The organism is Streptomyces sp. PH9007 (genome assembly GCF_059813725.1).
Window position 1 is genome coordinate 2,548,211 of the sequence record NZ_CM187440.1, and the last position, 24,529, is coordinate 2,572,739.

Below are 24,529 nucleotides of genomic sequence, written 5' to 3' on the forward strand. Positions count from 1 at the left end.
CACGAGGACGGAGGCGGGAGCGGGAGCGGGAGCGGGAGCGGGAGCGGAGGCGGGGGCCGGAACCGCTCGGGGGCGGTCCTGCGACCGCCGTCGTGGGCGCTACTCGCCGCTCTGGCGGGCGCGGTGGGCCCGGACCTTGTGGCGGTTGCCGCAGTTCTCCATCGCGCACCAGCGGCGCCGTCCGGGCCGTGAGGTGTCCACGTACATCAGCGCGCAGTTGTCTCCCGAACAGATCCGGATCCGGTCCGCGTAGGGGCCGGTGAGGACCGCAATCGCGTCCCGGGCGACCGTCGAGAGCACCTGCTCGCCGGTGGCCGGTGCCGCCCAGCCCGCCGCGCCGTCCGGGCCGATCAGTGGCACCAGGGGCGGGCGCGCCGCCGCCGCGTTCAGGGTGGCGAGATCGGCGTCGGCGGGCCGCTCCCCCGCGACCCGGGCGAGCCCGATGCGCCACAGCGCGTCCCGCAGGGCCCGGGCGGCCTGGATGTCCTCGGCGCCGATCTCCGGCTCCGGAGTGGGGTCCAGGCGGCTCTGGCCCACCCAGCGGCGCAGGTCCTCGGGGGTGTGCAGCACTTCGTAGCGCGCCATCCAGTCCGGCCCGCCGGTGGGCAGCAGTTCGAAGCCCAGTGCCCCGGGGTCGAACCGGTAGGACAGTCCGGAACCCGAGCGCAGCGGAATCCCGTGGTGAGTTGCCGTGCCAGCCATGTAACCAGTATAACGAGTTACATGACCGCAGCAGCGACACCCGCGCTCCACTGGAAACTCGTCATCGACACGGCCGACGCCCACCGGCTGGCCGACTTCTGGGCGGGCGCGCTCGGCTACACCGTCGAGGACCACAGCACCCTCATCGACGGCCTGCTGGCCGCCGGGCACATCGACGAGGACGCGCTCACCGAGCACCACGGCCGCCGTGTCTGGGCCGCCTTCGCCGCCGTCCGGCACCCCGACGAGCCGTACGACCCGGCGACCGGCATCGGCCAGGGCCACCGCATCCTGTTCCAGAACGTGCCCGAGGGCGGCGCGCACAGCGGCAAGAACCGGCTGCACATCGACGTTCACGGCGAGCGCGGCCACCTCACCGAACTCGTCGAGCGCCTCGAAGCCCTGGGCGCCACCCGCGTCCGTGAGGTCGACCAGGGCATGGCCGGCCACTGGTGGGTCATGACCGACCCCGAGGGCAACGTCTTCTGCGCCGCCTGACCCGCCCGGCCCACCTGACCCGCCCGGCCCGTCAGTGCCGGGCCGACTGGCCCCCGGCGCGTCGTGCCCCGGCCCGGCCTCCCGCCCCGGCCACTTCGGGCCGGACCGCACCGGCCCGTCAGTGGGCCGGCAGCTCCGCCAGGAAGTCCGGCACCGCGTCCGGCAGCAGCCCGGGAAGCGGATCACCGGCCGCTATGTCCACCACCGTCGCGTCCTGCGGCGGGGTGAAGTCGAAGCTGCCGCCCGACGGCTGCCCGTAGGTGATCTGGGAGAACGCCAGGTCCACCAGCGGCCCGTCGGAACCCACCATCGTCACCGCCAGCGGCACCCCCGTCTCCGCGTCCACCGAGATCCGGGCCGACTCCACCGAGCCACCCACCTCGTCCTTCGGCTCCACCAGCAGCTGGTAGGCGCTGCGCCCCGCCACCCGCGCCGTGCCGTCCACCGAGACGTCGGCGACCTCACCGGCCCGCTCCAGCAGCTGCTCCACCGCCGCCTGCGGGGTCACCTGCGGCGCCACCCCCAGCTCGTCCGCCCCCGGCTCCCCGCGCTCCGCGTCCAGCGGAACCTCGGCCCGGTAGGCGATGTTGCTGTCGCTGTCGTACGCCCAGACCTCCTGGCCGCGGTGAATCAGCGCGAAGCGGTCCGAGGTGCCCTCCACCAGCGCCAGCCGCTGCCTGTCCGGGCCGTCCACGGCGATCCGCAGCGTGCTGGTGCCGCCCGCCAGATCGGCGAGCCGCCCCGCGGGGCCGTCCAGGCCGCGGGCCAGCTCCGCGACCCCCGAGAACCCCAGATCGGCCTGCACCCGTACCGTGCCGGACAGTTGCGTCGTGTCGGACTCCGCGATCCGCACCAGCAGTTCCTCGGCCGAGACGTCGGGCAGGTCCGGTGCCCCGTCACTGGCGATCGCCGGCCACACACCCGCCCCGATCGCGGCGGCTCCCACCACCACGGCCACCGGCAGTCCCACCCGGCGGATGCGCGCGTTCAGTCCCATGTCACTCTCATCCCCATCTGTCCGCGAACGGCCTTCGGTCCCCCGTCACCCCAAGCAATCTCAATTGCACCAGCCGGACGGCCTTTGGACATCCTTCGCCGGGAGGCTCCCGTCTCCTCCCCGCGGAGTAGACCGCCCGGCCTGCGGAGTACGAAACCCGTAAGGGTTCTCCCCACGTGGTCTCCGGGACACGCGGACATGAGGAAGGGGCGGTGCACACGCACCGCCCCTTCCTCGTGTCACCGCCGCAACGGCCCTACCGCGTACGGTCCGCGACCAGATCGCACAGCGCGGCCATCGACGCCTTCGCCGGCCCCTCGGGCAGCGGCGCCAGGCATCTTCGCGCCTCGTCCGCGAACCGCAGCGTGTCGCGTTTCGCCGCCTCCAGCGCCGGATGCGCCCGCAGCCCGGCCAGCGCCTCCGCCAGCCGCGCGTCGTCGCTCAGGTCACCGGCGATCAGCTCGCACAGCCGCCGGTCCTCCGCCGCACCGCCCTGCTCGGCCATCTCCCGCAGCCGCAGCACCGGCATCGTCGGCACGCCCTCGCGCAGATCGGTGCCCGGCGTCTTCCCCGACTCACCCCCGTCGCTGGCGATGTCGAGGACATCGTCCGCCAGCTGGAAGGCGACCCCGATCCGTTCGCCGAACTGCGTGACCACGTCCACCACGTCCTCGTCGGCGCCGGACATCATCGCCCCGAAGCGCCCGGCCACCGCGATCAGCGACCCGGTCTTCCCGGCGATCACGTCCAGGTAGTGGGCCACCGGGTCCTCGCCCTTGCCGGGCCCCGCCGTCTCCTGCAACTGCCCCGTCACCAGGCGCTCGAACGCCTCGGCCTGGATCCGGACCGCCGCGGGCCCCAGGTCGGCCACCATCGTGGACGCCCGGGAGAAGAGGAAGTCCCCGGTCAGCACCGCCACCGAGTTGTCCCAGCGGGCGTTGGCGCTGGGCACCCCGCGCCGTACCTCCGCCTCGTCCATGATGTCGTCGTGGTACAGCGTCGCCAGATGCGTCAGCTCCACCACGACCGCGGCCGGCACGACCCCCGGCGCGTACGGATCCCCGAACCGCGCGGCGAGCATCACCAGCAGCGGCCGGAAGCGCTTGCCCCCGGCGCGCACCAGATGCTGCGCGGCCTCCGTGATGAAGGGGACATCGCTCTTCGTGGCCTCTATCAGACCCGCCTCGACAGCCGCCAGACCGGCCTGGACGTCCACTTCCAGAGCCTGGTCCCGCACGCTCACCCCGAACGGACCTACGACGGTCACGAGCGTTCTCCTGTCTCCGTTGCCATGTCCCTGGGCAGCGTAGCCGGTCACCAAAGGATCACCACGGGCACATCCCCATCAGCGGCGCGTACCCGTCAAGCGACCCGGCATACGCTGTTCCCGCCCCGTAACCGACGACCTCGAAGGCGAGGCACCGCATGGCCGTCACTCCCCAGGATCTCTTCGGTCTCGACAACTTGCCGTACGGAGTGTTCAGCACGCCCGGCTCCCCCGGCGGCCCGGGCACCCCCGGCGCCCCGGGCGATCCCACCCGGCGCCGGATCGGAGTCCGGTACGGCGACCACGTCCTGGACGCCGGCGCGGCCGCCCGCGCCCTCGGCTCACCCCACACCCCGCTGCTCCAGGCCCCCTCCCTGGGCCCGCTGCTGGCCGCCGGACGGCCGGTGTGGCAGTCCGTACGCGCCGCCCTGCGCGACTGGCTCGGCAACCCGGCGCACCGGGAAACCGTTTCCCCGCTGCTTCTCCCCCTCCACCCGGCCGCTGAATCCCCCGCCCCGGTCTTCCACCTCCCCTTCGAGGTGGCCGATTATGTCGACTTCTACGCCAGCGAACACCACGCCGCCAACGTCGGCCGGATGTTCCGCCCGGACGGCGAGCCGCTCACCCCCAACTGGAAGCATCTGCCGATCGGTTACCACGGCCGCGCCGGTACGGTCGTGGTCTCCGGCACGCCGGTGGTCCGCCCCTCGGGCCAGCGCAGGCCGCCGGGCGCCGCCGCCCCCGACTTCGGCCCCAGCCGCCGCCTGGACATCGAGGCGGAGGTCGGTTTCGTCGTCGGCACCCCGTCCACGCCGGGCGAGCCGGTGCCCAGGTCCGCCTTCCGCGACCACGTCTTCGGTCTGGCGCTGCTCAACGACTGGTCCGCGCGCGACATCCAGGCCTGGGAGTACGTGCCGCTGGGCCCGTTCCTCGGCAAGTCCTTCGCGACCTCGCTCTCGCCCTGGATCACGCCGCTGGAGGCCCTGGAGCACGCCGCGGTGACCCCGCCGCCGCGCAGCCACCCGCTGCTCCCGTACCTGGACGACACGGGCCCCGGCGCCGAGCCGCAGGGGTACGACCTGCGGCTGTCGGTCCGCCTGAACGGCGAACTCATCAGCGAGCCGTCGTTCTCGTCCATGTACTGGACGGCCGCCCAGCAGCTGGCCCATCTCACCGCGAACGGCGCGAGCCTGCGCACCGGCGACCTGTACGCCTCCGGCACCGTCTCGGGGCCCGAGCGGGGCGAGCGGGGCTCGTTGCTCGAACTGACCTGGAGCGGCGCCGAGCCGCTGCGGCTGCCGGCCGGCGCGGGCGGCGAGCGCACCTTCCTGGCGGACGGCGACGAGGTGACGCTCAGCGCCTGGGCGCCGGGGCCCGGGGGCAGCAGGATCGGCCTGGGCGAAGTCACCGGCCGGATCGAGCCGACCCGGGGGGCACCGCCCGCCGCCGCCCCGGACGGCGGCGGCGCGTAGCCGTACCCGGTGGTACGTCGTGCGGTCCGGCCCGCCTGGCCGGTCGCACGGCGACCGCGTCACGTACGGGGCCCGGCGGGATGGCCGGCCGTGCGCCAAGACGGGGGCCGGGGTCAACCCGGTCCGGACGGCGCGGTCTTCGGCCCCGGCACCGGACCGGCCCCGAGGTATCGGGGCGGAATCGCCACCGCAATAGGTGCGTAACCGATGCGATGATCGTGCCCCTTTTCGTCGGGACTGTCGTTGGCTCCGGATAAAGTGCCCTCACATCACTGCATGAGGGGAACACATGCGCAAGGCAGTACGGTTGGCCGCTCCCGCGGCGATCGCGGCGGCCGCCCTGATCCTGACCGGGTGCAGCGGCGACAGCGACTCCACGGACGACGACGCCAAGGGCAGCGACTCCCAGCAGGAGTCCACCACCGGCGGCGACACCGAGACGGACACGGACGACGGCACGGACGCCGACGCCGACGCCGAGTCGCCTGCCGGTGACACACCCACGGGTGAGGACCTCCTGGGCATGTGGGGCATCGTGGCCGAGGGCGACGAGTCCGCGATCTTCATGTTCAGTGACACCGGTTCCACGGCCTACGCGCCCACCGGAACCGAGAAGGCCGACGAGTGCTTCGGCACGGCGAGCGACGGCACGCTGTCCCTCGACTGCGTCGACGGCGGCAGCTGGACCGACGGCACGCTCGCCCTCGAAGGCGACGCCCTCAACGTCGTCTGGGCCGACGGGACCACCGAGAGCTTCACCAAGATCGAGGGGCTCGGCTTCGAAGAGGCCCTCGCGGGCGCCGAGTTCACCGACGCCACGAGCCTCGAAGCCCTGCTCGACGCCGCACTCGAATTCTGATCCACCCCGAGGAGAATCTCTCATGCGTAAGGCAGTACGACTCGCCGCTCCCGCCGCGATAGCCGCGGCGGCGCTCATCCTGACCGGGTGCGGCAGCGACTCCAAGGACGACGACGCCAAGGGCAACGACTCCCAGCAGGAGTCCACCACCGGCGGTGGCGACGACGCGGCCGACGACGCGGCGGACGACACGGCCACGGACGACGCCCCGGCCGGCGAGGCGCCCAGCGCGGCGGAGCTCGAGGGCTGGTGGACCGCCGACCTGTCCGGCGAGGAGGCCAACACCCTGATCTTCTCCGCCGACGAGGCCACCATGGCCGTGCCGCTCAGCGGGGAGGAGGCGGACCTGTGCAGCGGGACCGTCACCGACGGCACCGTGACCCTGGAGTGCCTGCTGGGCTCCGACTTCACCGAGGGCACCCTGGCCCTGGACGGCGACACGCTCCAGGTCGCCTGGTCCAGTGGCACCACCGAGACCTACAACAAGATCCCGGGCCTTGAGGACCTCGACCTCGACCTCGGTGACCTGGGTGGCGACATGGGTGGCTTCGAGCTCGACTTCTGACCCGGCCGGGTGAGAAACGGCCGCATCCACGTGATCGACGGGGGGGATCCATGCGTAAGGCAGGACGACTGGCGGTGCCCGCCGCCGTCGCGGCGGCGGCCCTGCTCCTGGCCGGCTGCGGCGGCGACAGCGGCGGGTCCGAGGACAGGGGCAGCGACGCCTCCGGCGACAACGGCCGCGGCGAGCAGCCCGGTGACGACGCGGGCGACGCCGACGGTGACACCCCGTCCGGGGACACCCGCCTGACCGCCGCCGACCTCGAGGGCACCTGGATCACCGGCTACGAGCCCGACGACAGCTTCATGGTCGTCATGAGCGGGCTGGTGTCCTTCTCGGACCTGGCCGAGGAGCGCACCTGCACGGGTGCCTTCGCGGCCGGTCATCTCGCCATGGAGGACTGCCGGGACCTCGGTCCCGGCGCCGTCCATCTCGACGGCGGGACGCTGACGGTCTCCTGGTCCTCTGGCGAGACGCACGTCTACGAGCGGGCGGAGGACCTCCAGGATCTGGAGAACCTGATCCCGGACCTGTCCGAGGTGCCCGATCTGGAGGACCTGGAACTCGGTCTGGATCTGGACCTGACGCCCGACAGCTGACGGCACCCCAGGCAGCACGTCATGGCCCGGAGCCCCACCAGGGGGCCCGGGCCATGTACGTCGCACCACGCAGCGGGAAACCGCCCGGAACGCACGGTGGCCGCCCCGGAGTCCGGGGCGGCCACCGCCGCGTGAGCACGAACGTGCGGCCTACCGCAGCACGAACACCCCGGCCTGACCGGCCAGATCCAGGAAGTACTGCGGCGCGATGCCCAGCACCAGCGTGACCACCGCCGCCAGACCCACCACCGAGGAGGTCAGCGGGCTCGGGATCACCACCGAGGGGCCGTCGGCCTTCGGCTCGCTGAAGAACATCAGCACGATCACCCGTACGTAGAAGAACGCCGCGATCGCCGACGCCGCCACACCCGTGATGACCAGGCCCATCGCCCCGGCGTCCGCCGCCGCCCGGAACACCGCGAACTTCCCGGCGAACCCGGAGGTCAGCGGAATGCCCGCGAAGGCCAGCAGGAACAGCGCGAACACTCCGGCCAGCAGCGGCGAACGCCGACCGAGACCGGCCCACTTCGACAGATGCGTGGCCTCGCCGCCCGCGTCCCGCACCAGCGTGACCACGGCGAAGGCGCCGAGCGTCACGAACGAGTACGCCGCCAGGTAGAACAGCACCGAGGACACGCCGTCCTCGCTGACCGCCACCACACCCGCCAGGATGAACCCGGCGTGCGCGATCGAGGAGTACGCCAGCAGCCGCTTCACGTCGGTCTGGGTGATGGCGATGACCGCACCGGCCACCATCGACGCGATGGCCACGCCCCACAGCACCGGCTCCCAGTCCCACCGGGTGCCGTCCAGCGCCACGTACAGCAGCCGCAGCAGCGCGCCGAACGCCGCCACCTTGGTCGCCGCCGCCATGAAGCCGGTCACCGGGGTCGGGGCGCCCTGGTACACGTCCGGGGTCCACATGTGGAAGGGCACCGCGCCGACCTTGAACAGCAGGCCCATCACCACCAGCGCACCGCCGATCAGCAGCAGCGCGTCGTTGCCCATCGTTGAGGCGAGCCCCGGGTCGAGGGCGGCGGGCGCCCCGCCGATGACCTCGGCGATCCCGGCGTAGGTGACGGTCCCGGCGTACCCGTACAGCAGCGCGATGCCGAACAGCAGGAACGCGGAGGCGAACGCGCCCAGCAGGAAGTACTTGACCGCCGCCTCCTGCGACAGCAGCCGCTTGCGGCGCGCGAGCGCGCACAGCAGGTACAGCGGCAGCGACAGCACTTCGAGCGCGATGAACAGCACCAGCAGATCGTTGGCCGCCGGGAAGAGCAGCATGCCGCCGACCGCGAACAGCAGCAGCGGGAAGATCTCGGTGGTCATGTGCCCGGCCCGCACGGCCTCCTGCTCGGCCTCACCGCCCGGTACCGCCGCCGCCTGCGCGGCGAACGAGTCCACCGGGGCGCCGTGCTTGGCCGGTTCGAGACGCCGCTCCGCGAACAGGAACACCGACAGCAGCCCCACCAGCAGGATCACACCCTGGAGGAACAGCGCGGGCCCGTCCACCGCCAGCGAGCCCATGCCCGCGATCTGCGCCTTGTCCGTGGCGTGCCCGCCCGCCGCCAGGCCCACCACCGCGGCGAACGCCGCGGCGAACCCGAGGGTGGTGAGCACCAGTTGCGTCCCGTAGCGGGCCGACCGTGGCGCGAACGCCTCGATCAGCACCCCGATGACGGCGACGCCGAACACGATCAGGCTCGGCAGCAGCGCCAGCCATTCGATCGAAGGAGCCTGGAGATCATTCATGGGAGGCGCCCTCCGCTTCGGTCACGGTCACGTCCGGCTGCGGATCGGTCTTGTTGACGTCCGACAGCGTGTGTTCGACAGCTGGGTTCACGAGATCGGTGACCGGTTTCGGGTACACCCCGAGGAAGATCAGCAGCGCGATCAGCGGGGCCACCACCGCCAGTTCCCGCATCCGCAGGTCGGGCAGCTTCTCCAGGCCGGGCTTCACGGGGCCGGTCATGGTCCGCTGGTACAGCACCAGGACGTACAGCGCCGCGAGCACGATGCCCACCGTGGCGATGATCCCGGCCGCCTTGTACCGGCTGAACGTGCCCACCAGCACCAGGAACTCGCTGACGAACGGGCCCAGACCCGGCAGCGACAGGGTGGCGAGACCGCCGATGAGGAAGGTGCCCGCCAGCACCGGCGCCGTCTTCTGCACCCCGCCGTAGTCGGCGATGAGCCGCGAGCCGCGCCGCGAGATCAGGAAGCCCGCCACCAGCATCAGGGCGGCCGTCGCGATCCCGTGGTTGATCATGTACAGCGTGGCGCCGGAGTGGCCCTGGCTGGTCATCACGAAGATGCCCAGCACGATGAACCCGAAGTGGGAGATCGAGGCGTACGCGATCAGCCGCTTCATGTCCCGCTGGCCGAGCGCCAGCAGCGCCCCGTACACGATGCTCACCAGCGACAGCACGATGACCGCCGGGGTGGCCCAGGTGCTCGCCTCGGGGAAGAGGCCGAGGCAGAACCGCAGCATCGCGAAGGTGCCGACCTTGTCGACGACCGCCGTGATGAGGACCGCGACCGGGGCCGTCGACTCGCCCATCGCGTTCGGCAGCCAGGTGTGCAGCGGCCACAGCGGGGCCTTGATGGCGAAGGCGAAGAAGAAGCCCAGGAACAGCCAGCGTTCGGTGCCGGTCCCGAAGGTCAGCTCACCGGCCGCCTTGGCGTCCGCGATGGCCGTCAGCGAGAACGTGCCGTTGCCCAGCTGGTCGTTGGTGGCCACCCACAGGCCGATCACCGCCGCCAGCATCACCAGACCGCCGGCGAGGTTGTACAGCAGGAACTTGACCGCGGCGTACGAACGCTGCCGCGCCTGCCCCTCCTCGTCGTGCTGCCCGGCCCGGTCCCCGAAGCCGCCGATGAGGAAGTACATCGGGATGAGCATGGCTTCGAAGAAGATGTAGAAGAGGAAGATGTCGGTGGCGGCGAAGGACATGATGACCATGGCCTCGACCAGCAGGATCAGCGCGAAGAAACCCTGGGTGGGCCGCCACCGCTTGCCCTGGGGGCTCTCGCCCTCCTTCGGGTCCGCGTCGTTCCAGCCGGCCCCGATCAGGAACGGGATCACGATCGCGGTGAGCCCGATCAGGGCGACACCGATGCCGTCCACACCCAGCTCGTAGGTGACCCCGAAGTCCCTGATCCAGGTGAGGGATTCGGTCAGCTGATACCGGTCGGCGCCGGGCCCGGTGTCGAAGCGCAGCAGCACCGCCGCCGCGAACACCACCGTCAGCACGGAGAAGCCCAGCGCCGTCCACTTGGCGAGGGTACGGCGCGCCGCGGGCACCGCGGCCGTGGCCACCGCGCCGATGGCGGGGGCCAGGGCCGTGGCCGTCAGCAGGGGAAATGACATCTCAGACCGCCCTCATCAGCAGGGTCACGGCGATCAGGATCGCCGCACCGCCGAACATCGAGACCGCGTAACTGCGGGCATATCCGTTCTGGACCCGCCGCAGCCGCCCGGACATACCGCCGAACGCGGCGGCCAGCCCGTTGACGACGCCGTCCACCAGCTTGTGGTCGACGTACACCAGGCCCCGGGTGAGATACGTGCCCGGTGTGACGAACGCGGCGTGGTTGAAGTCGTCCTGGAGCAGGTCGCGGCGCGCCGCCCGGGTGACGAAGCTGCCGCGCGGTGCCACCACCGGCGCCGGCCGCCGCCCGTACTGGAGGTACGCGACCCCGACCCCGATCACCATCACGACGGTCGCGGCGACGGACACCATGCCGTGGCCGACCGGGGAGTCGCCGTGGGCGAGGCCGGTGACCGGCTCCAGCCAGTGCGCGAAGGACTCGTTCAGGTTGAACGCGAAGCCCGCGCCGACCGAGCCGACCGCCAGCACGATCATCGGGATCGTCATGGTGGCGGGCGACTCGTGCGGGTGCGGCTGCTTCCCGGCGGCGTCCGGCTGCCAGCGCTTCTCGCCGAAGAACGTCAGCAGCATGATGCGCGTCATGTAGTACGCGGTGAGCGCCGCGCCCAGCAGCATCACCGAGCCCAGGATCCAGCCCTGCGTGCCGCCCTTGGAGAACCCGGCGTAGATGATCTCGTCCTTGGAGAAGAACCCGGACAGATACGGGAAGCCGATGATCGCCAGGTAGGCGAGGCCGAAGGTCACGAAGGTGACCGGCATGTACTTCCGCAGGCCGCCGTACTTGCGCATGTCGACCTCGTCGTTCATGCCGTGCATGACCGACCCGGCGCCCAGGAACAGGCCCGCCTTGAAGAAGCCGTGCGTCACCAGGTGCATGATCGCGAAGGCGTAGCCGATCGGGCCGAGCCCGGCGGCCAGCATCATGTAGCCGATCTGCGACATCGTCGAGCCGGCCAGCGCCTTCTTGATGTCGTCCTTGGCGCAACCGACGATCGCACCGAAGACCAGCGTGACGGCGCCGACCACGATGACGACGGTCTGCGCGTCGGGCGCGGCGTTGAAGATCGCGCCGGAGCGCACCACCAGGTAGACACCGGCGGTCACCATGGTGGCCGCGTGGATCAGGGCCGAGACCGGGGTCGGGCCCTCCATCGCGTCACCGAGCCAGGACTGGAGCGGCACCTGCGCCGACTTGCCGCAGGCGGCCAGCAGCAGCATCAGTCCGATCGCGGTGAGCGTGCCCTCGCCGGTGTCCGCCGCGCTGGAGAGCACGGGGCCGAAGGCGAAGGTGCCGAAGGTGGTGAACATCAGCATGATCGCGATGGACAGGCCGATGTCGCCGACCCGGTTGACGATGAACGCCTTTTTCGCCGCGGTGGCCGCGCTCGGCCGGTCCTGCCAGAACCCGATCAGCAGGTAGGAGGCGAGACCCACGCCCTCCCAGCCGGCGTACAGCAGCAGGTAGTTGTCGGCCAGGACCAGCAGCAGCATCGCGGCGAGGAACAGGTTGAGATAGCCGAAGAACCGCCGCCGGCGCGGGTCGTGCTCCATGTAACCGACGGAGTACACATGGATCAGCGAGCCGACACCCGTGATGAGCAGCGCGAACGTCATCGACAGCTGGTCGAGCTGGAAGGCGACGTCCGCCTGGAAACCGGCCACCGGAATCCAGCTGAACAGATGCTGGTGCAGGGTGCGGTCGCCGTCCGCCCTGCCCAGCAGTTCGAAGAACAGCACCGCCGCGAGGACGAAGGACACGAAGGCCAGGCCGGTACCGAGCCAGTGGCCCGTACGGTCGAGCCGCCGGCCGCCCACGAGCAGCACCAGCGCGCCGAGCAGCGGTGCCGCGACGAGCAGTCCGATCAATGACTCCACTGGTATTACCCCTTACAGCTTCATCAGTGAGGCGTCGTCGACCGAGGCCGAGTGGCGGGACCGGTAGACCATGACGATGATCGCGAGCCCGACCACGACCTCGGCGGCGGCGACGACCATGACGAAGAACGCCAGGATCTGGCCGTCGAGATTGCCGTGCATCCGGGAGAACGCGACCAGCGCGAGGTTGCTGGCGTTCAGCATCAGCTCGATGCACATGAACACGACGATGGCGTTCCGCCGCAGCAGCACCCCGCAGGCGCCGAGGGTGAACAGCAGCGCCGCCAGATACAGATAGTTGTCCGGGCTCACCGGTTCTCCTCCCCGGACTCTTCGCCGTCCTTGGTGCCGCCGTTGACGGTGGCCACGCTCGTGCCGTTGCCGTTGCCGTTGGCGTCACCGCCGCCATTCACGTCGCCGTTGATGCCGTGCTGGCGCGGCTGACCGTGGTAGGTGGCGGTCCGCTGTTCCAGCGCGGTCAGATCGCGCAGCGCCTCGCGGTGCACCTCCCGGATCTGGCCGCGTCCGCGCAGGGTGGCGCTGACGCTCAGCTCGGAGGGGGTGCCGTCGGGCAGCAGCCCGGGGATGTCCACCCCGTTGTGCCGCGCGTACACACCCGGCGCGGGCAGCGGCGGGACGTGCGTGCCGTTCTTGATCCGGTCGATCGACTGCTCGCGCTGCGTCTTGATGCGCTCGATCCGCTCGCGGTGGGTGAGCATGGTGGCGCCCACGGCGGCGATCGTCAGCAGGATGCCGGTGACCTCGAAGGCCACCACGTAGCGGGTGAACAGCAGCGAGGCCAGGCCCTGCACGTTGCCGCCGGCGTTCGCCTGGCCGAGGCCGGTGAACGAGCCGCCCGCGGCCTGCCCGATGCCGGCGATCAGCAGGATGCCGAGCCCCAGGCCGAGCCCGGCGGCCAGCCAGCGCTGGCCTTTGAGCGTCTCCTTCAGGGAGTCCGCCGCGCTCACCCCGACCAGCATCAGGACGAACAGGAACAGCATCATCACGGCGCCGGTGTAGACCACGATCTGCACCACGCCGAGGAAGTACGCGCCGTTGGCCAGGTAGAACAGCGCCAGGATGATCATGGTGCTGGCCAGGCAGAGCGCGGAGTACACCGCGCGCCGCATCAGCACCGTGCCGAGGCCGCCGGCCACCGCGATCGGGGCCAGGATCCAGAACTGCACCGCCTCACCCGAGGAGGTGGAGCTCTCGGCGGCCAGCGTGGTCAGGGCGTTCATGCCCGCACCCCCGAACCGGAGTCGCCCGCGCCGCCCTCGTTGGGGTATCCCCTGCTCGAAGAGCTTGGGGAAGGGTCCTGCAGCCGGGACGCCGCCGCCAGGGCGTCGTCCTCGTCCGCCGGGGGCTGCTCGCCCTTGGACCGCGCCACCTGGCGTACGGTCCCGGGCGCCGCGGCCTTCACCTCGCCCCGGTAGTACGTCTGCTCGTCCGCGCCGGGGTGGATGGCGTGCGGCGAGTCGACCATGCCGTCCTCGAGCCCGGCCAGCAGCTCCTCCTTGGTGAAGATCAGGGAGGCGCGGGTGCGGTCGGCCAGCTCGTACTCGTTGGTCATGGTGAGCGCCCGGGTGGGGCACGCCTCGACGCACAGGCCGCACAGGATGCAGCGCAGGTAGTTGATCTGGTAGACCCGGCCGTACCGCTCACCCGGGGAGTAGCGCTCCTCCTCGGTGTTGTCGGCGCCCTCCACATAGATGGCGTCGGCGGGACAGGCCCAGGCACACAGCTCGCAGCCGATGCACTTCTCCAGACCGTCGGGGTGACGGTTGAGCTGGTGCCGGCCGTGGAAGCGCGGCGCGGTGGGCTTCTTCTCCTCCGGGTACTGCTCGGTCAGGCGCTTCTTGAACATGGCCTTGAAGGTCACGCCGAAGCCGCCCACGGGATTCCGGAACTCAGGCACGGTCGCCCTCCTTTCCTCGGGTCGCCTCGGTATCCGCCGTGTCGCTCGCCGCGACGCCCGCCGTGGGCCCGCGCGAGGGCCTGCGGGGCACCGGTGGCAGGGTCTGCCCCGGCAGCGGCGGTACGGGGAACCCGCCCGCCATCGGGTCGAACGGCTCCTCGGCGCGGTCCGCCTCTTCGGCGGCGCGTTTCTCGTCGGCGCGGTCGCGGAAGATGTCCACGACGAAGGAGACGAGCAGCAGGCAGATGACGCCGCCGACCACCCACAGGACGATGTCGCGGAAGCCGTAGCCCTCGTTCTGCATGCCCCGCACGGTGGCGACCAGCATCAGCCACACCAGCGCGACCGGGATGAGCACCTTCCAGCCGAGCTTCATGAGCTGGTCGTAGCGCACCCGCGGCAGCGAGGCCCGGGCCCAGACGAAGAGGAAGATGACGGCCAGCATCTTGAGGGTGAACCACAGCATCGGCCACCAACCGGAGTTGGCGCCCTCCCAGAAGCTCAGCGGTGCCGGGGCCCGCCAGCCGCCCAGGAAGAGGGTCACCATCAGCATGGAGACGATGACCATGTGGATGTACTCGGACATCATGAAGAACGCGAATTTGATGGACGAGTACTCGGTGAGGTAGCCGCCCACCAGATCGCCCTCGGACTCCGGCATGTCGAACGGCAGCCGGTGCGACTCGCCGACCATCGCCACCGTGTAGATGAGGAAGGACACCGGCAGCAGCACCATGAACCAGCGGTCGCTCTGCGCTTCCACGATGCCCGAGGTGGACATCGTCCCGGAGTACAGGAAGACGGCGGCGAAGCTGAGGCCCATGGCCACCTCGTACGAGATGACCTGCGCCGTGGCCCGCACCCCGCCCAGCAGCGGGTAGGTGGAGTTGGAGGACCAGCCGGCCAGCACCGTGCCGTACACGGTGATCGCGGCGGTGGCCAGCACCAGCAGCAGTGCCACCGGCAGGTCGGTGAGCTGCAGCACGGTGCTGGTGCCGAAGATGCTCACCGGGTCGTCGGCCGGCCCGAACGGGATGACCGCCACGGCCATGAACGCGGGGATCGTCGCCAGGGCCGGGGCCAGGATGAAGAGCACCTTGTCCGCGCCCTTGACGACGATGTCTTCCTTCAGCATGAGTTTGATGCCGTCGAACAGGGACTGGAGCATGCCCCACGGACCGTGCCGGTTGGGGCCGATCCGCAGCTGCATCCAGCCGAGCACCTTGCGCTCCATGACGATGCAGATCAGCACCGTCAGCAGGAGGAAGGCGAAGGCGAACACGGCCTTGAGCAGGATCAGCCAGAAGGGGTCACCCCCGAACATCGACAGATCCGCCTCCTGGGCGAGGGTTGTCGTACGCATCAGGCGTTCACCTCCTCAGCCGCCGTCGCGCCGATGGTGACGACGGTCCCGGGAACGGCACCGAGGTCGGAGTACACGCCGCCGCCGGTCGAGTTGAGCGGCAGCCACACGACCCGGTCCGGCAGTTCCTCGGTCACGGCCAGCGGCAGGACCAGCGAGCCGGTGGGGCCGGTCACGGTCAGCGGCTGCCCGTCCGTGACCCCCGCCTCCTGGGCGGTGGCGGCCGAAAGACGGGCGACGGTGGCGTGCCGGGTGCCGGCCAGCGCCGCGTCGCCCTGCTGGAGCAGGCCCTGGTCCAGCAGCATCCGGTGCCCGGCCAGGACGGCCTCGCCCGGTTCCGGGCTGGGCAGCTCCACGGGGGTGGCGGTCGGGCCCAGCGGCAGATCGCCGCCCCACGGCTCCAGCCCGTCGATCTCGGCCCGGATGGTGGGCAGATCGGGCAGCCCGAGGTGGACGTCCATGGCGTCCGCGAGCATGTTCAGCGCGCGGGAGTCGGTCTGCACCAGGCGCCGCGTCATCTGGTCGGGCTTCACGGCGGGCTCGAACGGCCGCGCCCGGCCCTCCCAGTTGAGGAAGGTGCCGCCCTTCTCCACCACGGCCGCCACCGGCAGCACCACATGGGCGCGGTCGGTGATCTCGGAGGGCCGCAGTTCCAGCGACACCAGGAACCCGTCGGCGGCGACGGTGTCCAGCGCCCGCCGGGCCAGCGCCGGATCGGGCAGATCCGCCACCTCGACCCCGCCGGTCACCAGCGCGCCGATCTCCCCGGCCGCCGTGGCCTCGATGATCGCCCCGGTGTCCCGGCCCGGCCGGTCCGGCAGCGCCGCGACGCCCCAGGCGGCGGCGATCTCCCGGCGGGCCCGCGCGTCGTCGGCCGGCCGGCCGCCGGGCAGCAGCCCGGGCAGCGCGCCGGTCTCGATGGCGCCCCGCTCACCGGAGCGGCGCGGGATCCACACCAGGCGCGCCCCGCTGGAACCGGCCAGCGCCACCGCGGCGGTGAACCCGCCGGTGACCCCGGCCAGCCGCTCGCCGACCACGATCACGGCGCCCTCGGCGCCGATCGCCTCGCGCGCCGCGCTTCCGTCCGGGCCGAGGCCGGTCCCGGAGGCCAGTGCCTCCAGCCACGCCGTCTCGGTGCCCGGCGCGGCCGGCAGCAGCGTGCCGCCGGTCTTCGCCAGTCCCTTGGTGATGTGCCCGGCCAGCGAGAACACCCGCTGCCCGTGCTTGCGGTGGGCCTTGCGCAGCCGCAGGAAGACGCTGGGCGCCTCCTCCTCCGACTCGAAGCCCACCAGCAGCACGGCCGGCGCTGCCTCCAGGGCCCGGAAGGTCAGCCCTTCGGTGCCGTCCAGATCGATGCCGCGCCCCGCGACCTGGGAGGCGAGGAACGCCGCCTCCTCCGCGCTGTGCACCCGGGCCCGGAAGTCGATGTCATTGGTGTGCAGCGCGACCCGGGCGAACTTGGCGTACGCGTAGGCGTCCTCGACGGTCAGCCGGCCGCCGGTCAGCACCGCCGCGCCGCGCCGCGCCCCGGCGGTCAGCCCGCGCGCCGCCGCTTCCAGCGCCTCGGGCCAGCTGGTCTGCTCCAGCTCGCCGGTCTCCGTGTTGCGCACCAGGGGCATCGTCAGCCGGTCGCGCTGCTGCGCGTACCGGAAGCCGAACCGCCCCTTGTCGCAGATCCATTCCTCGTTGACCTCGGGGACGTCCTCGGCCAGCCGGCGCATGACCTTGCCGCGCCGGTGGTCGGTGCGGATGCCGCAGCCGCCGGCGCAGTGCTCGCACACGCCGGGCGAGGACACCAGGTCGAAGGGCCGGGAGCGGAAGCGGTACGCGGCGGAGGTGAGCGCCCCGACCGGGCAGATCTGGATGGTGTTGCCGGAGAAGTAGGACTCGAACGGGTCCCCCGCGCCGATGCCCACCTGCTGGAGCGCGCCCCGGTCCACCATCTCGATGATCGGGTCGCCCGCGATCTGGTTGGAGAAGCGGGTGCAGCGCGCGCACAGCACGCACCGTTCGCGGTCCAGCAGCACCTGGGCGGAGAGCGGGATGGGCTTCTCGAAGGTCCGCTTGCGGCCCTCGAACCTGGTCTCCGGGTCGCCGGTGGTCATCGCCTGGTTCTGCAGCGGGCACTCGCCGCCCTTGTCGCAGACGGGGCAGTCCAGCGGGTGGTTGATCAGCAGCAGTTCCATCACGCCGCGCTGCGCCTTCTCGGCGACCGGCGAGGACAGCTGGGTCTTGACGACCATGCCCTCGGTGCAGGTGATGGTGCAGGACGCCATCGGCTTGCGCTGGCCCTCGACCTCGACGATGCACTGCCGGCAGGCGCCGGCCGGGTCGAGCGCGGGATGGTCGCAGAACCGGGGGATCTCGATGCCGAGCTGTTCGGCGGCGCGGATCACCAGGGTGCCCTTGGGGACCGAGATCCCGATGCCGTCGATCGTGAGGGAGACCAGGTCCTCCTCAGCGGGCCTGGCGGCCTGCCCACCACCGTTCTTGGCGTCGGTGGTGACCGTCATGCCTTCACCTCCACAGATGCGTTCGCGTCGTCATCCGCCCAGACGGTGGACTTGGCGGGATCAAAGGGGCAGCCGCGCCCGGTGACGTGCTGTTCGTACTCCGCGCGGAAGTACTTGAGCGACGAGAAGATCGGCGAGGCCGCTCCGTCCCCGAGGGCGCAGAACGACTTGCCGTTGATGTTGTCCGCGATGTCCGCGAGCTTGTCGAGGTCGCCGGGACGGCCCTTGCCCGCCTCGATGTCGCGCAGCAGCTGCACCAGCCAGTACGTGCCCTCGCGGCACGGGGTGCACTTGCCGCAGGACTCGTGCGCGTAGAACTCGGTCCAGCGGGTGACGGCCCGCACCACGCAGGTGGTCTCGTCGAAGCACTGGAGCGCCTTGGTGCCGAGCATGGAGCCGGCGGCGCCGACGCCCTCGTAGTCCAGCGGCACATCGAGGTGTTCGTCGGTGAACATCGGGGTGGAGGAGCCGCCCGGGGTCCAGAACTTCAGCCGGTGCCCGGGCCGCATGCCGCCGCTCAGCTCCAGCAGTTCGCGCAGCGTGATGCCCAGCGGCGCCTCGTACTGGCCCGGCGAGGCCACGTGCCCGGAAAGCGAGTAGAGCGTGAAGCCGGGGGACTTCTCGCTGCCCATCGACTTGAACCAGTCCTTGCCCCGGTCCATGATCGCGGGCACCGAGGCGATGGACTCCACGTTGTTCACCACGGTGGGGCTGGCGTACAGACCCGCGATGGCGGGGAACGGCGGGCGCAGCCTGGGCTGTCCGCGCCGGCCCTCCAGCGAGTCGAGCAGCGCGGTCTCCTCACCGCAGATGTACGCGCCGGCCCCGGCGTGCACGGTCAGCTCCAGGTCCTTGCCGGGCCCGAGCGCGTCCTTGCCGAGCAGCCCCGCCGCGTACGCCTCGGCCACCGCGGCGTGCAGCCGCCGCAGGACGGGGACCACCTCGCCGCGCAGGTAGATGAAGGCGTGCGCGGACCGGATCGCGTAGCAGGCGATCACGATGCCCTCGATGAGGGAGTGCGGGTTGGCGAACAGCAGCGGGATGTCCTTGCAGGTGCCCGGCTCCGACTCGTCGGCGTTGACGACGAGGTAGTGCGGCTTGCCGTCGCCCTGCGGGATGAACTGCCACTTCATGCCGGTGGGGAAGCCGGCCCCGCCGCGGCCGCGCAGTCCGGAGTCCTTGACGTAGGCGATGACCTCGTCGGGCTCCATGTCCAGTGCCTTGCGCAGGCCGCGGTACCCGCCGTGCGCCCGGTAGGTGTCCAGGGTCCAGGAGTCCGGCTCGTCCCAGAAGGCGGACAGCACGGGGGACAGCAGTTTCTCGGGGCCCGAGTCGCGTACGTCCTTGGCGGCGGTGGTCATCACTCGCCCTCCTCTGCGGCGGGTCCGGCCGGGTGGTGCGGGTCGGAGGCCGAGGTCTGCTGGGGCGCGTCGTGCGAACTGGGGGTACCGGCCGGCTCCTCGCCCGCGGGGGCGGAGCCGCGCTGGGTGACCACCCGGCCGGGGCCTGCCTCGCCCTTGGCGAGCCGCAGCCCGGCGAGCGAGGCGGGGCCCGCGCTGCCGCCGGCGGCGGTGGCGCCCGGCCGCTCGTCGGGGAACCCGGCCAGCGTGCGGGCGGTCTTCTTGAAGTCGCACAGCGGCGCGCCGCGGGTCGGCACCACCTTGCGGCCGGCCCGCAGATCGTCCACGAGCCGCTTGGCGGACTCGATGGTCTGGTTGTCGAAGAACTCCCAGTTGATCATCACCACGGGGGCGAAGTCGCAGGCCGCGTTGCACTCGATGTGCTCCAGGGTGACCTTGCCGTCCTCGGTGGTCTCCCCGTTGCCCAGCTCCAGGTGCTCCTGGAGCGCGGAGAAGATGGCGTCCCCGCCGAGCACCGCGCACAGGGTGTTGGTGCACACCCCGACCTGGTAGTCGCCGGAGGGCTTGCGCCGGTACATGGAGTAGAAGGTGGCCACCGCGGTCACCTCGGCGGTGGTCAGTCCGAGCACGTCGGCGCAGAAGCCCATGCCGGTGCGGGTGACGTACCCCTCCTCCGACTGCACCAGGTGCAGCAGCGGCAGCAGCGCCGAACGGGAGTCCGGGTAGCGGCCGATGATCTCGCGGGCGTCCGCGGTCAGCCGCTCCCGTACCTCGTCCGGGTAGGCGGGTGCGGGGAGCTGGGGCATCCCCAGCTGGACGTCCGTCATCGGTCGACTCCTCCCATCACGGGGTCGATGGAGGCCACCGCGACGATGACGTCGGCGATCATGCCGCCCTCGCACATCGCCGCCGTCGCCTGGAGGTTGGTGAAGGACGGGTCGCGGAAGTGGACCCGGTAGGGGCGGGTGCCGCCGTCGGAGACCATGTGCACGCCGAGTTCGCCCTTGGGGGATTCGACGGCCGTGTAGACCTGGCCGGGCGGGACCCGGAAGCCCTCGGTCACCAGCTTGAAGTGGTGGATCAGGGCTTCCATGGAGGTGCCCATGATGTTGCGGATGTGGTCCAGCGAGTTGCCGAGCCCGTCGGGGCCGAGCGCCAGCTGCGCGGGCCAGGCGATCTTCTTGTCGCCGACCATCACCGGGCCCGGCTCCAGGCGGTCGATGCACTGCTCCATGATCTTCAGCGACTGGTGCATCTCTTCCAGGCGCAGCAGGAAGCGGCCCATGGCGTCGCAGGTGTCGGTGGTCGGCACCTCGAAGTCGTACGTCTCGTAACCGCAGTACGGCTCGGACTTGCGCAGGTCGTGCGGGAGTCCGGCGGAGCGCAGCACGGGCCCGGTGGCGCCCAGCGCCAGGCAGCCGGCCAGGTCCAGATAGCCGACGTCGGTCAGCCGGGCCTTGAAGACCGGGTTCCCGGTGCAGAGCTTGTCGTACTCGGGGAGGTTCTTCTTCATCTTGCGGATGAAGTCCCGCAGCTGCTCGATGGCGCCGGGCGGCAGGTCCTGGGCGAGCCCGCCGGGGCGGATGTACGCGCTGTTCATCCGGAGCCCGGTGATGAGCTCGAAGATGTCCAGGCAGTGCTCGCGGTCCCGGAAGCCGTAGATCATCACCGTGGTGGCGCCCAGCTCCATGCCGCCGGTGGCGATGGCCACCAGGTGGGAGGAGAGCCGGTTCAGCTCCATCAGCAGCACGCGGATGACGGTGGCCCGGTCGGGCACCTCGTCCGTGATGCCGAGCAGCTTCTCGACGCCCAGGCAGTAGGCGGCCTCATTGTAAAAAGGGGTCAGATAATCCATCCGCGTGACGAAGGTGGTGCCCTGCGTCCACGTCCGGTACTCAAGGTTCTTCTCGATGCCGGTGTGCAGATAACCGATCCCGGCGCGTGCCTCGGTGACCGTCTCGCCGTCGATCTCCAGGATCAGCCGCAGCACCCCGTGGGTGGACGGGTGCTGGGGACCCATGTTGACGATGATCCGCTCGTCGTCGGCCCGCTGGGCCACGGCTTCGGTGAGCTCGTCCCAGTCGCCGCCGCTGACGGTGTAGACGGTCCCCTCGGTGGTCTCCCGGGCCCCGGCCGACGCCGTCGCCCGGGGCGGGGTCTGGGTGGTGTGGGATGTGGACATCAGCTGTACGACCTCCGCTGGTCGGGAGCCGGAATCTGGGCGCCCTTGTACTCGACGGGGATGCCGCCGAGCGGGTAGTCCTTGCGCTGCGGGAAGCCCTGCCAGTCGTCGGGCATCATGATCCGGGTGAGCGCGGGATGGCCGTCGAAGACGATGCCGAAGAAGTCGAACGTCTCGCGCTCGTGCCAGTCGTTCGTCGGATAGATGTCGACGACGGACGGGATGTGCGGGTCGGCGTCCGCGACGGAGACCTCGAGCCGGATCAGCCGGGTGTGGGTGAGCGAGCGCAGGTGGTAGACGGCGTGCAGTTCCCGGCCGGTGTCGGCGGGGTTGTGCACCCCGCTCACCCCGGTGCACAGCTCGAACCGCAGCGCGGGGTCGTCCCGCAGGATCCGGGCGACCTGGGGCAGATAGGCGCGGGCGATGTGGAAGGTCAGCTCGTCGCGGTCGACGACGGTCTTCTCGATCGCCGTGTCCGGATCGACCCCCTGCTCCTCCAGGGCGCCCTCCAGCTCGTCGGCGACCTCGTCGAAGTACCCGCCGTAGGGGCGGGAGGAGGCGCCGGGCATCCGGACGGTGCGCCGCAGCCCGCTGTAACCGGAGGTGTCCCCGCCGTTGTTGGCGCCGAACATCCCGCGCCGCCGGGCGATGGTCTCCCCGGTGTTCCCGCGCGGGGCCGGCACTCCGCCGGCGCGCTCGTCGTCGGTCCGCTCGTGCGAGCCGCTGGTGGCGTCGCTCATCGCAGCAGCCCCTTCATCTCGATGGTGGGGAGGGCCTTCAGCGCGGCCTCCTCCGCCTCCCGGGCGGCCTGCTCGCGGTTGACGCCGAGCTTCTCCTCGCGGATCTTCTGGTGCAGTTTCAAGATCGCGTCCATCAGCATCTCGGGACGCGGCGGGCAGCCCGGCAGATAGATGTCGACCGGCACCACGTGGTCGACGCCCTGCACGATCGCGTAGTTGTTGAACATCCCGCCCGAGGAGGCGCAGACCCCCATGGAGATGACCCACTTGGGGTTGGCCATCTGGTCGTAGACCTGCCGCAGCACCGGCGCCATCTTCTGGCTGACCCGCCCGGCCACGATCATCAGGTCCGCCTGCCGCGGCGAGCCGCGGAAGACCTCCATACCGAAACGGGCCAGGTCATAGCGCCCGGCCCCGGTCGTCATCATCTCGATCGCACAGCAGGCCAGGCCGAACGTGGCCGGGAAGACCGACGACTTCCGCGACAGCCCGGCCAGCTGCTCGACGGTGCTCAGCAGGAATCCACTGGGAATTTTGTCTTCGAGACCCATAGGAACGCCCTTCCTGGGTTTGTCATGTATCAGGCCCGCGACGGCTTCCGCCGGCTAACTCAGTCCCATTCGAGTCCTCCCCGGCGCCAGTCATAGGCGTAGGCGACACCGATGAGGCCGACGAAGACGGCCATCTGCGCGAGCCCGAACATCCCCAGTGCGTCGAAGTGCACGGCCCAGGGATAGAGAAAGACGATCTCGATGTCGAAAATGATGAAGAGCATCGCCGTCAGGTAGTACTTCACCGGGAAACGACCACCGCCGGCCGGCTGCGGTGTCGGTTCCACACCGCACTCGTAGGCGGACAACTTGGCCCGGTTGTAGCGCTTGGGACCGACGATCGATGCGAGCACCAGGGACATCACGACGAAGCCGGCCCCGAGGGCCCCCAGTACGAGGATGGGAACGTACGCGTTCACCGCACCTCGCTCCTTCCAGTCAACGGCGACTGCTAGCGATGAAGATCAGATCTATGTGAGTCAGTTCACAAGGCTGGTGAGCATCCTAAGCCCGGGGCCTGTGACCTTCGACACTGGGTCACCGACGAAGTTTGTGATCTCTCCCACCCGACGAAGGCGACGAAGCCAAGGTAAGCCACCCCACTGACACGGAACGCGACGTACCCGATACGCCCTGCCAAATCGGGAGGTGCCGGGGCACCGAAACAGGCCGTGGTCTCTACCACTACGTGTGGGATACAGGCAAATTCGCAGGTGGAACAGGTATCTGGTATATGCCGAGCAGTGCCTGACATATCCCTGACCACCGTCGTCCTGCTCTGCCTCGCCGCCGCACTCGCCGGCTGGATCGACGCCGTGGTGGGCGGCGGCGGGCTCCTGCTGCTCCCCGCCCTGCTCATCGGCCTGCCGCAGCACGCCCCGACCTACGCGCTCGGCACCAACAAGGCGGTGGCCATCACCGGCACCTCCATCGCGGCCCTCACCTACACCCGCAAAGCACCCGTGGATGTGCGCCTCGCCGTCCGGCTCGGCGGCCTCGCGATGCTGTCGGCAGCGGGCGGCGCACTGTTCGCATCCGCAGTGAACAAAGAGGTCCTGCAACCGCTGATCATGGTCGTGCTGCTCGGGGTGGCGGCATTCGTCGTCTGGAAACCGCAGTTCGGTACGACCGTGGACGACCGCGCGGTGACCCGCCGGCGCCGCTGGCTGGCCCTGGCGGTGGCCGGGGTGGGCATCGCCTTCTACGACGGCCTGATCGGCCCGGGAACCGGCACCTTCCTGGTCATATCCCTGGTGGCGATCCTCCACCTGGACATGCTCACCGCCTCCGCGACCGCCAAGGTCGTGAACGTCGGCACAAACCTCGGCGCCCTGCTGGGCTTCGCCGCCCAGGGCACCGTCCTGTGGAAACTGGCCGCCGTCATGGCCCTGTTCAACATGGCGGGCGGCTGGATCGGCGCCCGCATGGCGCTGCGCCGGGGCAGCGGCTTCGTCCGGGCGATCCTGCTCGTGGTCGTGACGGCGCTGGTCGTCCGCCTGGGGTACGACCAGTGGTGGTCGTGACGTGCGCCACGGGAGCTGTCATCTGACGCGCCGACAGATTGCCCAGGGGTCCGCCGCGTGCTAGCCAATGGGGTATTCCGGACAACGCCCAGCGCAAGGGCTCGGCCTCCCGCTCCGCGCACGGCCGGATCACCGGGAGCAAAAAGGGCCAA

General features: G+C 70.8%; 23 protein-coding genes. 6 read left to right on the forward strand and 17 right to left on the reverse strand.

From position 1 onward, the window contains the following. Positions 1-99: 99 nt before the first annotated feature. Positions 100-702, reverse strand: a complete 603-nt coding sequence (locus ACTFAP_RS11545; RefSeq protein ID WP_500468999.1) for a CGNR zinc finger domain-containing protein — start codon at positions 700-702, stop codon at positions 100-102. Between the two features lie 21 nt (positions 703-723). Between ACTFAP_RS11545 and ACTFAP_RS11550 the strand changes: the two genes are divergently transcribed. Further along, positions 724-1,200: a VOC family protein gene (locus ACTFAP_RS11550; protein WP_500469000.1), complete on the forward strand. Its 477-nt coding sequence runs from the start codon at positions 724-726 to the stop codon at positions 1,198-1,200. Positions 1,201-1,318: 118 nt separating this feature from the next. Here ACTFAP_RS11550 and ACTFAP_RS11555 read toward each other — a convergent pair whose 3' ends face one another. Both ACTFAP_RS11555 and ACTFAP_RS11560 read right to left on the reverse strand, forming a co-directional pair. After that, on the reverse strand, positions 1,319-2,197 hold the full coding sequence (locus ACTFAP_RS11555; protein ID WP_495684493.1) for a sigma-E factor regulatory protein RseB domain-containing protein: 879 nt from the start codon (positions 2,195-2,197) through the stop codon (positions 1,319-1,321). 256 nt (positions 2,198-2,453) lie between these two features. Further along, a complete protein-coding gene (locus ACTFAP_RS11560) occupies positions 2,454-3,464 on the reverse strand; it encodes a polyprenyl synthetase family protein (protein WP_390124248.1) in 1,011 nt (336 codons plus the stop codon). Between the two features lie 158 nt (positions 3,465-3,622). Here ACTFAP_RS11560 and fahA point away from each other — a divergent pair, with 158 nt between their 5' ends. The 4 genes from fahA (at position 3,623) to ACTFAP_RS11580 (ending at position 6,956) form a co-directional block, all read left to right on the forward strand. Then, on the forward strand, positions 3,623-4,936 hold the full coding sequence (gene fahA / locus ACTFAP_RS11565) for a fumarylacetoacetase (RefSeq protein WP_500469001.1): 1,314 nt from the start codon (positions 3,623-3,625) through the stop codon (positions 4,934-4,936). 289 nt (positions 4,937-5,225) lie between these two features. Beyond that, entirely contained in the window at positions 5,226-5,795 is a 570-nt protein-coding gene (locus ACTFAP_RS11570) for a hypothetical protein (protein ID WP_500469002.1), read from the forward strand. 22 nt (positions 5,796-5,817) lie between these two features. Further along, a complete protein-coding gene (locus tag ACTFAP_RS11575) occupies positions 5,818-6,360 on the forward strand; it encodes a hypothetical protein (RefSeq protein WP_500469003.1) in 543 nt (180 codons plus the stop codon). Between the two features lie 50 nt (positions 6,361-6,410). After that, positions 6,411-6,956, forward strand: coding sequence for a hypothetical protein (locus ACTFAP_RS11580; protein ID WP_500469004.1), 546 nt, complete (start codon positions 6,411-6,413; stop codon positions 6,954-6,956). Positions 6,957-7,106: 150 nt separating this feature from the next. Here ACTFAP_RS11580 and nuoN read toward each other — a convergent pair whose 3' ends face one another. From nuoN to ACTFAP_RS11650, 14 genes are read right to left on the reverse strand one after another with little or no spacing between them, the layout of a single operon-like run. Then, entirely contained in the window at positions 7,107-8,711 is a 1,605-nt protein-coding gene (gene nuoN / locus ACTFAP_RS11585; RefSeq protein WP_200366439.1) for an NADH-quinone oxidoreductase subunit NuoN, read from the reverse strand. After that, entirely contained in the window at positions 8,704-10,329 is a 1,626-nt protein-coding gene (locus tag ACTFAP_RS11590) for an NADH-quinone oxidoreductase subunit M (protein WP_495684500.1), read from the reverse strand. The genes nuoN and ACTFAP_RS11590 overlap by 8 nt, the downstream gene beginning before the upstream one ends. Before the next feature lies 1 nt (position 10,330). Further along, positions 10,331-12,226, reverse strand: a complete 1,896-nt coding sequence (nuoL, locus tag ACTFAP_RS11595; protein WP_500469005.1) for an NADH-quinone oxidoreductase subunit L — start codon at positions 12,224-12,226, stop codon at positions 10,331-10,333. A 12-nt stretch (positions 12,227-12,238) separates the two neighbouring features. Next, complete coding sequence (gene nuoK, locus ACTFAP_RS11600; RefSeq protein WP_030736549.1) at positions 12,239-12,538, reverse strand: NADH-quinone oxidoreductase subunit NuoK; 300 nt, start codon at positions 12,536-12,538, stop codon at positions 12,239-12,241. Continuing rightward, complete coding sequence (locus ACTFAP_RS11605) at positions 12,535-13,467, reverse strand: NADH-quinone oxidoreductase subunit J (RefSeq protein ID WP_500469006.1); 933 nt, start codon at positions 13,465-13,467, stop codon at positions 12,535-12,537. The genes nuoK and ACTFAP_RS11605 overlap by 4 nt, the downstream gene beginning before the upstream one ends. Further along, the gene (gene nuoI, locus ACTFAP_RS11610) at positions 13,464-14,144 is read right to left on the reverse strand and encodes an NADH-quinone oxidoreductase subunit NuoI (RefSeq protein WP_500469007.1); all 681 of its coding nucleotides are present in this window, start codon (positions 14,142-14,144) and stop codon (positions 13,464-13,466) included. The genes ACTFAP_RS11605 and nuoI overlap by 4 nt, the downstream gene beginning before the upstream one ends. Next, positions 14,137-15,507, reverse strand: a complete 1,371-nt coding sequence (gene nuoH / locus ACTFAP_RS11615; protein WP_390124266.1) for an NADH-quinone oxidoreductase subunit NuoH — start codon at positions 15,505-15,507, stop codon at positions 14,137-14,139. Before nuoH ends, nuoI begins: the two co-directional genes overlap by 8 nt. Next, positions 15,507-18,020 carry an NADH-quinone oxidoreductase subunit G gene (locus ACTFAP_RS11620; protein ID WP_500469008.1) on the reverse strand — a complete coding sequence of 838 codons (2,514 nt, stop codon included), beginning with the start codon at positions 18,018-18,020 and terminating at the stop codon, positions 15,507-15,509. Before ACTFAP_RS11620 ends, nuoH begins: the two co-directional genes overlap by 1 nt. Next, positions 18,017-19,381, reverse strand: a complete 1,365-nt coding sequence (gene nuoF, locus ACTFAP_RS11625; protein ID WP_390124271.1) for an NADH-quinone oxidoreductase subunit NuoF — start codon at positions 19,379-19,381, stop codon at positions 18,017-18,019. The genes ACTFAP_RS11620 and nuoF overlap by 4 nt, the downstream gene beginning before the upstream one ends. Beyond that, complete coding sequence (gene nuoE / locus ACTFAP_RS11630) at positions 19,381-20,208, reverse strand: NADH-quinone oxidoreductase subunit NuoE (protein ID WP_390124273.1); 828 nt, start codon at positions 20,206-20,208, stop codon at positions 19,381-19,383. The genes nuoF and nuoE overlap by 1 nt, the downstream gene beginning before the upstream one ends. Beyond that, positions 20,205-21,563 carry an NADH-quinone oxidoreductase subunit D gene (locus ACTFAP_RS11635; RefSeq protein WP_495684503.1) on the reverse strand — a complete coding sequence of 453 codons (1,359 nt, stop codon included), beginning with the start codon at positions 21,561-21,563 and terminating at the stop codon, positions 20,205-20,207. The genes nuoE and ACTFAP_RS11635 overlap by 4 nt, the downstream gene beginning before the upstream one ends. After that, a complete protein-coding gene (locus ACTFAP_RS11640) occupies positions 21,563-22,303 on the reverse strand; it encodes an NADH-quinone oxidoreductase subunit C (protein WP_495684504.1) in 741 nt (246 codons plus the stop codon). The genes ACTFAP_RS11635 and ACTFAP_RS11640 overlap by 1 nt, the downstream gene beginning before the upstream one ends. After that, complete coding sequence (locus ACTFAP_RS11645; RefSeq protein ID WP_030736575.1) at positions 22,300-22,854, reverse strand: NuoB/complex I 20 kDa subunit family protein; 555 nt, start codon at positions 22,852-22,854, stop codon at positions 22,300-22,302. Before ACTFAP_RS11645 ends, ACTFAP_RS11640 begins: the two co-directional genes overlap by 4 nt. A 59-nt stretch (positions 22,855-22,913) precedes the next feature. Continuing rightward, positions 22,914-23,273, reverse strand: a complete 360-nt coding sequence (locus tag ACTFAP_RS11650) for an NADH-quinone oxidoreductase subunit A (RefSeq protein WP_030736578.1) — start codon at positions 23,271-23,273, stop codon at positions 22,914-22,916. Between the two features lie 324 nt (positions 23,274-23,597). Between ACTFAP_RS11650 and ACTFAP_RS11655 the strand changes: the two genes are divergently transcribed. After that, a complete protein-coding gene (locus ACTFAP_RS11655) occupies positions 23,598-24,377 on the forward strand; it encodes a TSUP family transporter (protein ID WP_495684505.1) in 780 nt (259 codons plus the stop codon). Positions 24,378-24,529: the final 152 nt, after the last annotated feature.